The organism is Escherichia sp. WS568 (assembly GCF_046486085.1).
In the GTDB taxonomy this organism is placed as follows: domain Bacteria; phylum Pseudomonadota; class Gammaproteobacteria; order Enterobacterales; family Enterobacteriaceae; genus Escherichia; species Escherichia coli.
Map to the genome: position 1 here is coordinate 251,672 of NZ_JBJQMC010000006.1, position 12,877 is coordinate 264,548.

General features: G+C 49.7%; 14 protein-coding genes and 1 tRNA gene. 8 read left to right on the plus strand and 7 right to left on the minus strand.

Going from position 1 to position 12,877, the window contains the following annotated elements; translation table 11 throughout:
* Positions 1 to 457: 457 nt before the first annotated feature.
* The 4 genes from ACJHWR_RS09585 to ACJHWR_RS09600 form a co-directional block, all read right to left on the minus strand.
* A tRNA-Pro gene (locus ACJHWR_RS09585) sits at positions 458 to 534 on the minus strand.
* Between the two features lie 91 nt (positions 535 to 625).
* Positions 626 to 2,317, minus strand: coding sequence for a kdo(2)-lipid A phosphoethanolamine 7''-transferase (eptB, locus tag ACJHWR_RS09590; protein ID WP_001269207.1), 1,692 nt, complete (start codon positions 2,315 to 2,317; stop codon positions 626 to 628).
* Between the two features lie 323 nt (positions 2,318 to 2,640).
* Positions 2,641 to 3,849 (minus strand): MFS transporter, encoded by a 1,209-nt coding sequence (locus ACJHWR_RS09595; protein WP_000189050.1) that lies wholly within the window; start codon positions 3,847 to 3,849, stop codon positions 2,641 to 2,643.
* A gap of 228 nt (positions 3,850 to 4,077) precedes the next feature.
* Complete coding sequence (locus tag ACJHWR_RS09600; protein WP_000584478.1) at positions 4,078 to 4,776, minus strand: autotransporter outer membrane beta-barrel domain-containing protein; 699 nt, start codon at positions 4,774 to 4,776, stop codon at positions 4,078 to 4,080.
* 157 nt (positions 4,777 to 4,933) lie between these two features.
* Between ACJHWR_RS09600 and tag the strand changes: the two genes are divergently transcribed.
* Entirely contained in the window at positions 4,934 to 5,497 is a 564-nt protein-coding gene (gene tag / locus ACJHWR_RS09605; RefSeq protein WP_000438962.1) for a DNA-3-methyladenine glycosylase I, read from the plus strand.
* Positions 5,494 to 5,934 carry an N-acetyltransferase gene (locus tag ACJHWR_RS09610; RefSeq protein ID WP_000617470.1) on the plus strand — a complete coding sequence of 147 codons (441 nt, stop codon included), beginning with the start codon at positions 5,494 to 5,496 and terminating at the stop codon, positions 5,932 to 5,934. The genes tag and ACJHWR_RS09610 overlap by 4 nt, the downstream gene beginning before the upstream one ends.
* On the opposite strand, the gene bisC is transcribed toward ACJHWR_RS09610, so the two are convergent.
* Positions 5,903 to 8,236: a biotin sulfoxide reductase gene (gene bisC / locus ACJHWR_RS09615; RefSeq protein ID WP_000013982.1), complete on the minus strand. Its 2,334-nt coding sequence runs from the start codon at positions 8,234 to 8,236 to the stop codon at positions 5,903 to 5,905. The two genes, ACJHWR_RS09610 and bisC, sit on opposite strands and share 32 nt — an antisense overlap.
* A gap of 152 nt (positions 8,237 to 8,388) precedes the next feature.
* Between bisC and ACJHWR_RS09620 the strand changes: the two genes are divergently transcribed.
* Together ACJHWR_RS09620 and ghrB are read left to right on the plus strand one after the other, a co-directional pair.
* Positions 8,389 to 9,048: an OmpA family lipoprotein gene (locus ACJHWR_RS09620; RefSeq protein WP_000747625.1), complete on the plus strand. Its 660-nt coding sequence runs from the start codon at positions 8,389 to 8,391 to the stop codon at positions 9,046 to 9,048.
* 103 nt (positions 9,049 to 9,151) lie between these two features.
* A complete protein-coding gene (ghrB, locus tag ACJHWR_RS09625; RefSeq protein WP_000805033.1) occupies positions 9,152 to 10,126 on the plus strand; it encodes a glyoxylate/hydroxypyruvate reductase GhrB in 975 nt (324 codons plus the stop codon).
* Positions 10,127 to 10,175: 49 nt separating this feature from the next.
* Here ghrB and ACJHWR_RS09630 read toward each other — a convergent pair whose 3' ends face one another.
* Positions 10,176 to 10,886, minus strand: a complete 711-nt coding sequence (locus tag ACJHWR_RS09630; protein ID WP_000190516.1) for a DUF3053 domain-containing protein — start codon at positions 10,884 to 10,886, stop codon at positions 10,176 to 10,178.
* 433 nt (positions 10,887 to 11,319) lie between these two features.
* On the opposite strand from ACJHWR_RS09630, the gene ACJHWR_RS09635 reads away from it, so the two are divergent.
* The 3 genes from ACJHWR_RS09635 to ACJHWR_RS09645 all read left to right on the plus strand — a co-directional run bounded on the left by ACJHWR_RS09635 (position 11,320) and on the right by ACJHWR_RS09645 (position 12,315).
* Complete coding sequence (locus tag ACJHWR_RS09635; RefSeq protein ID WP_000455798.1) at positions 11,320 to 11,610, plus strand: HTH-type transcriptional regulator; 291 nt, start codon at positions 11,320 to 11,322, stop codon at positions 11,608 to 11,610.
* A gap of 280 nt (positions 11,611 to 11,890) precedes the next feature.
* The gene (gene cspA / locus ACJHWR_RS09640) at positions 11,891 to 12,103 is read left to right on the plus strand and encodes an RNA chaperone/antiterminator CspA (protein WP_000014594.1); all 213 of its coding nucleotides are present in this window, start codon (positions 11,891 to 11,893) and stop codon (positions 12,101 to 12,103) included.
* A 140-nt stretch (positions 12,104 to 12,243) separates the two neighbouring features.
* Entirely contained in the window at positions 12,244 to 12,315 is a 72-nt protein-coding gene (locus ACJHWR_RS09645) for a hypothetical protein (protein ID WP_212734159.1), read from the plus strand.
* Here ACJHWR_RS09645 and hokA read toward each other — a convergent pair.
* A complete protein-coding gene (hokA, locus tag ACJHWR_RS09650) occupies positions 12,292 to 12,444 on the minus strand; it encodes a type I toxin-antitoxin system toxin HokA (RefSeq protein ID WP_001135737.1) in 153 nt (50 codons plus the stop codon). The genes ACJHWR_RS09645 and hokA overlap by 24 nt on opposite strands.
* Before the next feature lie 79 nt (positions 12,445 to 12,523).
* Between hokA and ACJHWR_RS09655 the strand changes: the two genes are divergently transcribed.
* A partial coding sequence (locus ACJHWR_RS09655) for an IS3 family transposase (RefSeq protein ID WP_024173476.1) occupies positions 12,524 to 12,877 on the plus strand: 354 nt, incomplete at its 3' end.

Here is a 12,877-nt window from a genome sequence, read left to right on the forward strand (position 1 = left end):
TTTGTGCTACGCCAACACAACCAGAACAATCAGCTTAATATTTAGCAACATTTGGTGATTAAGTTTTATGCATTTAATGAAAAAAATCTGAGGTAAAGGTGGATATCTGAGCGATTAATACCATGAACGCTAAAACGCACAGCGGAAAATGCCAGCGCCAGCCATAAGTAACGCAAAAAAAGATTTAAGCAAATATAAAAAAAGACAATGGTTTCTGTCACAAATCCGTTAATGGATAGTGAGATATGGGGCGCAAATTTGGCAGGGAAATGTGTGGTGTGTAGATCGGATAAGGCGGTCGCGCCGCATCCGACAATGGGCCGGTACATTTGCCTGATGCGACGCTGGCGCGTCTTATCAGGCCTACGTCGAATCGAACCTCCCCGCCCCCGGGGGTTCTCTTCCTCATGAGCTACAGATGCAAAAAAGCCTGCTCGTTGAGCAGGCTTTTCGAATTTGGTCGGTGATAGAGGATTCGAACCTCCGACCCCTTCGTCCCGAACGAAGTGCGCTACCAGGCTGCGCCAATCACCGAATGCGGGGCGCATCTTACTGCGCAGATACGCCCTCGTCAATCCCTTAATAGCAAAATGCCTTTTGATCGGCGAGAAAGTCAGCAGGCTTCTTAGTTAGCCGCTGCCTCTTTTGCCTGCGGGATGTGGCACCAGTTGTTGTTTTCGTTAATTCCACCATCCGGTGAAGTATAGCCAAGACACCCCATGATGGTGTCGTACAGCTCTACATGACGGCGTGGCACTTTCATGTCGGCTTCTTTTTTCAGCTGCGCAAATGCCTGCGCATTGACCGGATTTTCCAGATATTTATCCGACATCCAGACCATCATCGGCACACGGAACTGTTCCGGCGGTGCCAGTTCACGCGGCGTGCCGTGCAGGTGCTCGCGTTCATTAATTGACTCACCGTGGTCAGCTGCATAGAACACAATCGCTTTCTTATCGCGAACCTGATCAATCACGCTGGAAATAAAGTGATCCACATAGGTCACCGAGTTGTCGTATGAGTTGATCATCTGCGCTTTGGTACAGCCGCTATCAACACCAATACATTCCGGCTTCCACTGCGCAAAGCTGCGCGGGTAACGCTGGGTGTAGTTAAAGTGTGAGCCTTTGGTATGCAGAATGATCAGATGCTTACCATCCGGGTTGCGCCCCAGCGACTGCTGCATTTCGTCTACCAGCAACATATCATCTACCGGTTTGCCACGGTTACGTGGCTCCGCACCAATCTGCTCACGATAAGCAATGTTGTCCGCCATCGTATTGCTGTAGAACCACATTTCGCTTTGCATAGCGTAGAGATCAGAAGTGAATCCTAACTGCTTCAGCACCGCGAAAATATTCTGTTCTTTTAATGTGCGCTGCGGATTATCTTCTGCTCCACCCTGACGTACAAACATGCAACGCAGTGAGAGTTTGGTTGCAGTATCACAGGAGTAACCACGGAACGCCGCCAGATTTTTCTCCTGAGCCAGTTTCGGTGTGGTATTGCGTTCATAGCCGAAAATGCCCATATGATCCCAGCGCGTGGTTTCACCAATAATGAAAACGACATATGTATCATCAACGTTTTGTGGAGCCTGGTACGTAAACTTCTTCGCAGGGTTAAGGAGAGAATTGTTATCGGAAGATTCATCGACCCGCGCCCAGGCATAAAGACCTAATGCCGAAAGCCAGTTTGATGGCAGATAAGAGTTCGCGACGACGCCGCCATAACTCGGCAAATCAACACCTGTCGCCCTCTCCACTTTCTTCTGCTGGATATCCAGCAAACGAATCGGTGCCCAAACCATAATACCTGCCAGTACGACGACCGCCAGGCTGCGAATACGCTGCCCTGGGGTTCGCAGTTGTCGGAGCAAGGTGTAACGACAGCGGTTATTCCAGATAAGGATAAGAGGCAACGCGCTTACGGCGATTAACCAGAGAATAAAGTTCAGACCAACAACTTCTTTTGACAGGTCGATATCGGTGGTCATGACGGATGCGATGATGCCATAACCAATGACTACATTAAGGAAGGTCATGTAATAGCTGGCACCTGCGGAAAAGAGCACCACCAGCGATGCCAGAATACGCCAGCTGCGGCGGCCAAACAGCGAAAGAAGACGCAGTAAAAAGAAGGTCACCAGTACGGTGGCGGCCAGTTCAACAACAGCAGAAATACCTTTCCAGACGGTAAAATCGTGCGCATAGCTGCCGAAGCGGCGGTAAAAAACCGCGCCATTCATAAAAAGGCCAATATAGATTGCAAGCAAAAAGCTCAGCTTCTGCTGTGTAATCGATTTGATGTATCTCATGCAAACAAACCCTGGACAAACAGGTGATAACACCCTGCTTAGCGGCTTTTCAGGCCCGGCAGGGGAAAAGTGCGGAGGTAGTCAGATAAGTAAAATCTACACGCGCGAATAAGTAGACCACAGCAAAGGGAAAAAGTGTGGGGAAAGAGTGTGCATGAAGCACAAATTTACAAAAATGCAAGTTTGAAAAGAGACTTTAGCGTTACAAAAAGCAGTAAAAAGGGCCAGTTAACTGGCCCAAATTTTACGCGTCATTGTTTATACATTGCGTTGATGCGTTTGATTCACACTAAGGTTAAAGCCCAGTAGCTCGCGGCAGATGATTAAAGGGAGCCATGCGCTTCACGCAATACTTTCTGCTCTGGCTGGCGAATGGTCGTTGAAAGCGCCAGAGACAGAATCAGCAGGGCAAAAATGACGTAGAAAGTCACATAGAAGCCGCCAAACAGTGAGGCGATAATCGACCCACAAATGCTGCCGATACCGAAACCGAGATAAATCACACCGTAGTTTTTCGCCAGGTTATTGAGGCCGAAGAACTCACTGACCAGTGACGGGAACACCGTGATAGTGCCGCCAAAGTTAAACGCCACGCAGGCAATCGCTGCAAAGAACGTCACTGCATTCAATGGTGCAAACAGCAGGGCCGCCATACCCACCAGCGATATCACCTGACCAATGGTGATAACACGGATACGGGCGATTTTGTCAGACAGAATGCCCAGCACCAGACGACCAGAAAGGTTGGCGATGGAAATAACCGTCACAGCATTGGCTGCGGAAATTGCATCAAGATGCGCCAGACTTTGAGCGATATCTTTCGCTACACCAATCACATACAGACCACTCATGCACGCAGTCAGGAACATAACCGCTAACATCCAGTACTGCGGTTTACGCATCGACTCTGCCAGGGTGTAGTCCTTCTCCACCACACCATTGCTGGTTTTCACTTCCTGCTTCGGCGCATCTTTCATTAACGTTGCGCCAAAGACAATCATCACCAGTACAATCGCGCCCCAAATAACAAAGGTTTTTTCCAGACCCACCGTTTCGAGCAGGTGCGTGTCGATAAATTTAAAACCCAGGCTGCCCAGACCATAAGAACCGATAGCAAAAGCAGAGATAAGTCCCTTACGCTCCGGAAACCACTTCACGCAGTTAGAGAGCGTCAACAGGTAACCCGCACCATCCGCCAGACCAACCAACACACCGGCGCTTAACCACAGCATCATCAGGTTGTTGGAATGTGCTGTCAGGAAGAAACCTAATCCCAGCAAAATGCCGGAAGCCATAGTGACGCGTTTAACACCAAAACGTTCCTGCAATTTGCCCGCAACAGAAGATGAAATTGCCAGCCCCAGACTTAACAAGCCGAAAGAGAAAGCAACCTGGCTTACAGGAGCCCCCAGCTTGGCAGAAAGCGCACCGTTAAACAGACTCCAGGTATAAACCGACCCCAGAGCAAACTGGGTAATGATAGTACCGATGAGTGTCAGCCAGCGAGTACGCTGATAATTTGAAGGTGTCATGGCAGTATTCCTGCAGTAATAAAAAGGAAAAATCTCTGCTGACAACCATAACGAAGTGCGCTTTATGCCTGGGGAAAAACGGCATGAAATGCCATCAGAACGGAATGAAATGCATTAGTTCAGGAATGAATGACTCGACAATTATTCGCCAAATTTATTATTTAGTAAGTTAGTCCCCACTATCGCCACATTAGTTGTTATTTATGGGTTTCAATTGTATCTATAACGTTAAAATCTGGCACTAACCCCCATCGTATACAGATAGTCGCTATTGTTAGTGGTATTTTCTGCCTGAGATAGCGCCGCATAGGCAGCAATATTTTGATTGAGCAACATATCAGCGCCTACGGTGACATCCAGCCAGTTGCCGTTCTGGTTTGTCGCCGTCATCCGGCTCAGGCCTGATTGCGCCTTCCAGATATTCTCGCCAAATTGCTGGTTATAGCTGATTTGCGCCCAGGGTCGGAGATCGCCAAGCCGGGAGTCAACACGCCAGCCTAAAGTACTCACGCTGGCATGCCATAACGGATCGGTCAGCGTGGTAGTACTGTCGCCAAACTCGTTATACATCGAGGTGGTTGTGCCATCGTAATGTAATGCCGCGACCGGACCGGTTGTAACCTGTTGATATAAAGGAAAATTCCACCCCATACTCATACTACTGGTGACATCCACAGGGGTTTCTTCCGCCAGATTGACTTCCAGTCCCAGCGCCCTTTGGCTACTTTGAATACGTTGCGACAAAATATCGTTGTAATCAGGTTGATGATCGCTATCCCAGGTGTAACGCTCTGTGGAATGTCCGGGTTGCGTATCAACGATATATTCTTGTTGCCAGGCGTAAGCTGTGTTGAGAAAAAAGGCACTGATTACCACGCTCACCAGCAGGCTTAGCTGCCAGCGACCACCGCTTTTTTTTATGATCATTAACACGACTCCAGGGAAGAGCCGAATTCGGCAATATTATTGTCATTGTATGAAGGATATCGGGCATAGTAGCCCTGTATTAAATATTGACTTTTTCACCGATGCGTCAAGAAAAGCGGCTGAAATTTTTACGATCGGGTACATAGCGAGGGAAAGTATGGAACGTTGCGGCTGGGTGAGTCAGGATCCGCTTTATATTGCCTACCATGATAATGAATGGGGCGTGCCTGAAACTGACAGTAAAAAACTGTTCGAAATGATCTGCCTGGAAGGGCAGCAGGCTGGATTATCGTGGATCACCGTCCTCAAAAAACGCGAAAACTATCGCGCCAGCTTTCATCAGTTCGATCCGGTGAAGGTGGCAGCAATGCAGGAAGAGGATGTCGAAAGACTGGTACAGGACGCCGGGATTATCCGCCATCGCGGGAAAATTCAGGCAATTATTGGTAATGCGCGGGCGTACCTGCAAATGGAACAGAACGGCGAACCGTTTGCCGACTTTGTCTGGTCGTTTGTCAATCATCAACCACAGGTGACACAAGCCACAACGTTGAGCGAAATCCCTACATCTACGCCCGCCTCCGACGCTCTATCTAAAGCCCTGAAAAAGCGTGGTTTTAAGTTTGTTGGTACCACAATCTGTTACTCCTTTATGCAGGCATGTGGGCTGGTGAATGATCATGTGGTTGGCTGCTGTTGCTATCCGGGAAATAAACCATGATTCGGGAAGCGCAACGTTCAGAACTCCCCGCGATCCTCGAACTGTGGCTGGAAAGTACAACCTGGGGGCATCCCTTTATAAAAGCGAATTACTGGCGTGATTGCATTCCGCTGGTGCGGGATGCCTATCTTGCCAACGCGCAAAACTGGGTCTGGGAAGAAGACGGTAAGCTTCTCGGTTTTGTCAGCATTATGGAAGGCCGGTTTCTGGCTGCAATGTTTGTCGCACCGAAGGCCGTCAGACGCGGTATTGGTAAGGCGCTAATGCAGTATGTGCAGCAGCGCCATCCCCATCTGATGCTGGAGGTTTATCAAAAAAATCAACCGGCGATAGATTTTTACCATGCGCAGGGTTTTCACATTGTCGACTGCGCATGGCAAGATGAAACCCAACTACCCACCTGGATTATGAGCTGGCCGGTGGTTCAAACGCTGTAAGTGTCAGTTCCGGACCGTTGTATTTTTCCAGCCATGCCAGCGCCGTATTACCCGCACAGCCATTCCCCAGCCGCGAGCTGCGGAGATCTTTGGTCAGAACGTTCACCGCGCCGTTTTTACAAATACCGTCAGCGGTTAAATCCAGATCCGGCCATGCCCCTTCATGAATGCAAATCACGCCAGGTTTAATTCCCTCGCTAATGACCGCTCCGGCAAGAATTTGCCCGCGTGCGTTCCACAACCGAACAATATCGCCATCTTGTATGCCGCGCGCCTGGGCATCGTCAGGATGAATGGTGACAGGCTCACGATTTGCCACCGCGTACAATTCGCGCAGAGAACTGTAATTCAGCTGGCTGTGCAGACGATGTGCCGGATGAGCAGAAAGTACCTGCAACTGTTCCGGTTCGGCATTGCCCTGCCATTCGTCCGGCTCCAGCCACATTGGATGCCCAGGGCAATCCGGATAAGCGTAATCGGCAATACGCTGCGAGAAGATTTCAATCTTACCGCTGGCGGTTTTTAATGGATGCGCCTGCGGATCGCGGCGAAAATCGGCGAAGCGAATAAACCGCTCGCTGTCCGGGTTTTCCGGCATCTCAATTAACTGGTTGGCTTCCCAGAACTCAGCAAATGGCGGCAATTCAACCTGCTGGCTTGCCCCGCGCTGCCGGGCAACGTTATAAAACGTTTCCAGCCATTGCAGCTCACTTTTTCCTTCCGTAAACCGCGCATAGCCGCCCTTCTCCCAACGTTCACTCAACTCGGCAAAGACATCAAAATCATTACGCGCTTCATAACGTGGAGGCACCACTTGCTTCATCGGCACCAGATGCTGATTACTGTAATCGCCGGTCATGGTGAGATCATTACGCTCAAACGAAGTGGTCGCAGGCAGAACGATATCCGCGTGTTTCGCCGCAGCCGTCCAGAAGCATTCAGAGATCACCACCAGCTCCGGTTTTTGCCAGGCACGGATCAGGCGATTGGTATCCTGATGATGAGTAAAGTTGGCACCGCCCGCCCACCAGATAAAACGAATATCCGGGAAATGTCGGTCCATACCGTTATGTTGATATGCGCCACCGGGGTTTTCCAGTGCTTCAACAATGCGGGCAACAGGGATTTTATCCACCGCATCGGTGCCGCCAGGCAAGCTACCCTGCATGGAAGAGAGCACCGCAGCGCGGCGCGTGGGGTTACCACCATTGGCAAAATGGTAAGAAAGACCAAAACCGCCGCCGGGTGTGCCGATTTGCCCCAACATTGCCGCCAGCGTGACGATCATCCAGTGCTTTTGCTCGCCAAACTGTTGACGTTGCATTCCCCAGCCAGCCATCAGCATGGTGGTATTTTGGTGGAAAAGAGCCGCCAGCTCGCGGATTTTCGCTGCGCCAACACCACAAATCTCTGCCGCCCATTCGGCGTTTTTCGCTATTCCGTCACTCTCGCCCAGCAAATAAGAGGCGAAGACGGCATAACCTGTGGTGCAACGCGCCAGAAACGCTTCGTCGTGCCAACCATTTTCCACCAGCGTATAGGCGATCCCCAGCATCAGCGCAACATCGGTGCCCATGTGCGGTGCCACCCATTCCATTTTATCGCCAAAGAAATCGACGGTTTCCGATCGCATTGGATCAATGCAGATCAGCTTTTTCCCGCTGTCACGCAGTGCGGAAAAGTAAGAAAGCCCCTGCTCATCGGATGCATTCCACGCAATTTTCAGCGTATTGAGTGGGTTAGCACTCCACAGCACCACGACATCGCTATGTTCCAGCACCAGCGGCCAACTGGTTTGCTGTTGATAAACTTCGCTGCCCCCCACGACATACGGCATGATCGCCTGTGCCGCGCCGGTCGAATAATCCCCCAGATGCCCAGTATAACCGCCTGCCAGCGCCATATAGCGTTGTAATAATGTCGAGGCCTTATGCAGCACGCCGTTTGAACGCCAGCCGTAGGAACCCGCAAAAATCGATGCCGGACCATAAGCCTCACGAATGCGTTTATGTTGATGGTGAATAAGCTCCAGCGCCTCATCCCAACTCACGCGAACAAATTCATCCTGCCCACGAATGCCTTGCGGATTTTCCGGTGACGCAAGAAAGCCTTTGCGCACCATTGGAAATCGCACCCGCGTATTGCTGTGAACCTGGTCGCGAACCGCGCTCTGCAAGGAGTTTTCCATTCCTGTGGCTAACGCGCCACGCGAGCTAAACACGGTTTCGCCGTCGGTTTCAACCAGCATAGGCCCCCAGTGGGCGGCAGTCAGAACGGAATATCGTGAGGATGAGTTGGCCAAACCGAAGACTCCTGAAAGGTTAGATGTATTGAGCAGTTAAATATTACTTACAAATTTCCGAGTATTCCCAGGAATAATCTTCATGTTCACGCGGCATAATCTCCCGCCACGGAACCCGTGGCAAAGAATAAAAAGGTTATTAAGGATTAACAATGAAGAAACGTGTTTATCTTATTGCCGCCGTAGTGAGTGGCGCTCTGGCGGTATCTGGCTGTACAACTAACCCTTACACCGGCGAACGCGAAGCAGGTAAATCTGCTATCGGCGCAGGTCTGGGCTCTCTCGTTGGCGCGGGTATTGGTGCGCTCTCTTCTTCGAAGAAAGATCGCGGTAAAGGCGCGCTCATTGGCGCAGCAGCAGGCGCAGCTCTGGGCGGCGGCGTTGGTTATTACATGGATGTGCAGGAAGCGAAGCTGCGTGACAAAATGCGCGGCACTGGTGTTAGCGTAACCCGCAGCGGGGATAACATTATCCTCAATATGCCGAACAATGTGACCTTCGACAGCAGCAGCGCAACCCTGAAACCGGCGGGCGCTAACACCCTGACCGGCGTGGCAATGGTACTGAAAGAGTATCCGAAAACGGCGGTTAACGTGATTGGTTATACCGACAGCACGGGGGGGCACGACCTGAACATGCGTCTCTCCCAGCAGCGTGCGGATTCCGTTGCCAGCGCGTTGATCACCCAGGGCGTGGACGCCAGCCGCATCCGTACTCAAGGCCTTGGCCCGGCTAACCCAATCGCCAGCAACAGCACCGCAGAAGGTAAGGCGCAAAACCGCCGTGTAGAAATTACCTTAAGCCCACTGTAATCCCTTTCATGTCAGGTGATACAGAAATCACCTGGCATTCTTCAGTTTTCCTTCATCATATTTCAGGCTAAGGTGATCGCCTTATCAGTGAATGGAGAGAAGCATGAAGCCGTCCGTTATCCTCTACAAAGCCTTACCTGATGATTTACTGCAACGCCTGCAAGAACATTTCACCGTTCACCAGGTGGCAAACCTCAGCCCACAAACCGTCGAACAAAATGCAGCAATTTTTGCCGAAGCTGAAGGCTTGCTGGGTTCAAATGAGAATGTTGATGCCGCATTGCTGGAAAAAATGCCGAAACTGCGTGCCACATCAACGATCTCCGTCGGCTATGACAATTTTGATGTCGATGCGCTTACCGCCCGAAAAATTCTGCTGATGCACACACCAACCGTATTAACAGAAACCGTCGCCGATACGCTGATGGCGCTGGTGTTGTCTACCGCTCGTCGGGTTGTGGAGGTAGCAGAACGGGTAAAAGCAGGCGAATGGACCGCGAGCATAGGCCCGGACTGGTACGGCACTGACGTTCACCATAAAACACTGGGCATTGTCGGGATGGGACGGATCGGCATGGCGCTGGCACAACGTGCGCAATTTGGCTTCAACATGCCCATCCTCTATAACGCACGTCGCCACCATAAAGAAGCAGAAGAACGCTTCAACGCCCGCTACTGCGATTTGGATACACTGTTACAAGAGTCAGATTTCGTTTGCCTGATCCTGCCGTTAACTGATGAAACGCATCATCTGTTTGGCGCAGAACAATTCGCCAAAATGAAATCCTCCGCTATTTTCATTAATGCCGGACGTGGCCCGGTGGTTGATGAAAATGCACTGATTGCTGCATTGCAGAAAGGGGAAATTCACGCCGCCGGGCTGGATGTCTTCGAACAAGAGCCACTGTCTGTAGATTCGCCGTTGCTCTCAATGGCCAACGTCGTCGCAGTACCGCATATTGGATCTGCCACCCATGAGACGCGTTATGGCATGGCCGCCTGTGCCGTGGATAATTTGATTGATGCGTTACAAGGAAAGGTTGAGAAGAACTGTGTGAATCCGCACGTCGCGGACTAAGCCGCGACTGCGTGGAGTAAAGCCCGATAATCGCTCGGGCTTTTACTCTTTATTGGGTTGCAGTAACTGCTGTAGTCCAGGCCTGATTAAACGCCTGATGCTGTGCCGGTAATGGCGCAATCAGTTTGTTATATTCACTTGCCTGCTGTGACGTCGGGAACTGGATGCCATTTGCGACAAAGCTCACCTGAGTACCTTGCTGAGCAATGTAGTCTCCAACCATCACCAGTTGTTGCGTGAAAGTTTGTGCCGCCGGAATCAACGGTTGCAATGCATCAGCTGGCGTCGTTACCACTTTGGTGAATGCCTGATCGAAAACCGGTTTCAGGTCATCGCTCTGTTTTAGCGCAGAGTGTGCAGCATCGGCCTGCAACTTCGCATTTTGCAGCTGTTGCGCCAGCACACCCAGAGAACCGTTCATTTCACGCAGTGGGCCGCTTTGCGTAACGTAATCCTGCGGTACGCGAATTGCGTTAACGCTGTCTACAACCGGGCGCAGACCGGAATCCATCGCCTGATTCACCTGCTGAGAATAACCATACAGAATCGCGTAATCAGAGACAAAAGGACCAAACTGTTTTTTCTGATCGGCAGTCAGGGTTGGTAGACGTTCACCGCTACGCATCACTGTATTCTGCAGGAAGTCGATAAACGCTTTACGCTGATCGCCTTCTTTATCAAAACACCCACTCAGGCTAACTACCATTAATAACGCCGCAAGAGGCGCAAACCAGCGAGAGCAGGACTTTCCTGTCGCCATTTTCTTACTCCTTTCACCCAAAAAAAGCGCACAACGACACACGCGTGTCTGACGTGACAAGGATAGTCCAGGACAGGCTTGCAGGATACCCTTTCTACGTAATCTTCCTGGTAAAATCATGGAGAAAATGAAACAAGGTTAATTTGTTGTTTCATTGTTAAAAAATGATAGTGCCGTTGCTTTTTTTGTAGCCAGAGATTTACGCCTTCTCAGAACGTTAGATTTTCGAAATCTTTACAAACCGGGAGTGGTAAGAGATATATCGGCATTTATCAGATCGTTAGGTGGCTATAAGTCACGCTAAATGACTGGCTGAATCGAATCATAGCCAGAGCATGCCCTGACTACACCCCGCTGTGTCTGTTTTTCCCGACTATTCTTAATGAGCTTCGATGCAATTCACGATCCCGCAGTGTGATTTGAGGAGTTTTCAATGGAATATAAAGATCCAATGCATGAGCTGTTGAGCAGCCTGGAACAGATTGTTTTTAAAGATGAAACGCAGAAAATTACCCTGACGCACAGAACAACGTCCTGTACCGAAATTGAGCAGTTACGAAAAGGGACAGGGTTAAAAATCGATGATTTCGCCCGGGTTTTGGGCGTATCAGTCGCCATGGTAAAGGAATGGGAATCCAGACGCGTGAAGCCTTCAAGTGCCGAACTAAAATTGATGCGTTTGATTCAAGCCAACCCGGCATTAAGTAAGCAGTTGATGGAATAGACTTTTATCCACTTTATTGCTGTTTACGGTCCTGATGACAGGACCGTTTTCCAACCGATTAATCATAAATATGAAAAATAATTGTTGCATCACCCGCCAATGCGTGGCTTAATGCACATCAACGGTTTGACGTACAGACCATTAAAGCAGTGTAGTAAGGCAAGTCCCTTCAAGAGTTATCGTTGATACCCCTCGTAGTGCACATTCCTTTAACGCTTCAAAATCTGTAAAGCACGCCATATCGCCGAAAGGCACACTTAATTATTAAAGGTAATACACTATGTCCGGTAAAATGACTGGTATCGTAAAATGGTTCAACGCTGACAAAGGCTTCGGCTTCATCACTCCTGACGATGGCTCTAAAGACGTGTTCGTACACTTCTCTGCTATCCAGAACGATGGTTACAAATCTCTGGACGAAGGTCAGAAAGTGTCCTTCACCATCGAAAGCGGCGCTAAAGGCCCGGCAGCTGGTAACGTAACCAGCCTGTAATCTCTGCTTAAAAGCACAGAATCTAAGATCCCTGCCAAATGGCGGGGATTTTTTTATTTGTTTATTCAGGAAATAAATAATCGTTCGCGTAATAAAATCTATTATTATTTTTGTGAAGAATAAATTTGGGTGCAATGAGAATGCGCAACGCCGTAAGAAAGGCGGGAATAACTTCCCGCCGAAGACGCTTACTCTTTCAATTTGCAGGCTAAAAACGCCGCCAGCTCATAACTCCCCTGTTTAATATGCAATTCACACAGTGAATCTCTTATCATCCAGGTGAAAAATAAAAGCGTGAAACAAATCACTATTAAAGAAAGTAATCTATATTTCTGCGGCATTCCCAGCCTCCTGTGTTGATTTCCAACGAGTATGTACTGCACCCATTTTGTTGGACGATGAAATGGAATAGCCCCTGATATGTCAAAGCCAAAATACCCTTTTGAAAAGCGCCTTGAAGTCGTGAATCACTACTTCACTACTGATGATGGTTACAGGATCATCTCGGCACGTTTTGGTGTCCCCCGAACCCAGGTCAGGACATGGGTTGCCCTCTATGAAAAACATGGAGAAAAAGGTTTAATTCCCAAACCTAAAGGTGTTAGTGCTGATCCTGAGTTGCGTATTAAGGTCGTGAAAGCTGTGATCGAGCAGCACATGTCTCTTAATCAGGCTGCTGCTCACTTTATGCTTGCTGGTAGTGGTTCTGTAGCCAGGTGGCTGAAGGTTTATGAAGAGCGCGGAGAAGCTGGTTTACGCGCGCTCAAGATTGGC

Excerpts from the sequence above, each read along its gene's own strand:
- hokA (WP_001135737.1), bottom strand. The coding sequence starts at position 12,444 with ATGCCGCAGAAATATAGATTACTTTCTTTAATAGTGATTTGTTTCACG.
- cspA (WP_000014594.1), top strand. The coding sequence starts at position 11,891 with ATGTCCGGTAAAATGACTGGTATCGTAAAATGGTTCAACGCTGACAAA.
- ghrB (WP_000805033.1), top strand. The coding sequence starts at position 9,152 with ATGAAGCCGTCCGTTATCCTCTACAAAGCCTTACCTGATGATTTACTG.
- eptB (WP_001269207.1), bottom strand. The coding sequence starts at position 2,317 with ATGAGATACATCAAATCGATTACACAGCAGAAGCTGAGCTTTTTGCTT.
- ACJHWR_RS09630 (WP_000190516.1), bottom strand. The coding sequence starts at position 10,886 with ATGGCGACAGGAAAGTCCTGCTCTCGCTGGTTTGCGCCTCTTGCGGCG.
- ACJHWR_RS09620 (WP_000747625.1), top strand. The coding sequence starts at position 8,389 with ATGAAGAAACGTGTTTATCTTATTGCCGCCGTAGTGAGTGGCGCTCTG.
- ACJHWR_RS09610 (WP_000617470.1), top strand. The coding sequence starts at position 5,494 with ATGATTCGGGAAGCGCAACGTTCAGAACTCCCCGCGATCCTCGAACTG.
- tag (WP_000438962.1), top strand. The coding sequence starts at position 4,934 with ATGGAACGTTGCGGCTGGGTGAGTCAGGATCCGCTTTATATTGCCTAC.
- ACJHWR_RS09635 (WP_000455798.1), top strand. The coding sequence starts at position 11,320 with ATGGAATATAAAGATCCAATGCATGAGCTGTTGAGCAGCCTGGAACAG.
- ACJHWR_RS09600 (WP_000584478.1), bottom strand. The coding sequence starts at position 4,776 with ATGATCATAAAAAAAAGCGGTGGTCGCTGGCAGCTAAGCCTGCTGGTG.
- ACJHWR_RS09595 (WP_000189050.1), bottom strand. The coding sequence starts at position 3,849 with ATGACACCTTCAAATTATCAGCGTACTCGCTGGCTGACACTCATCGGT.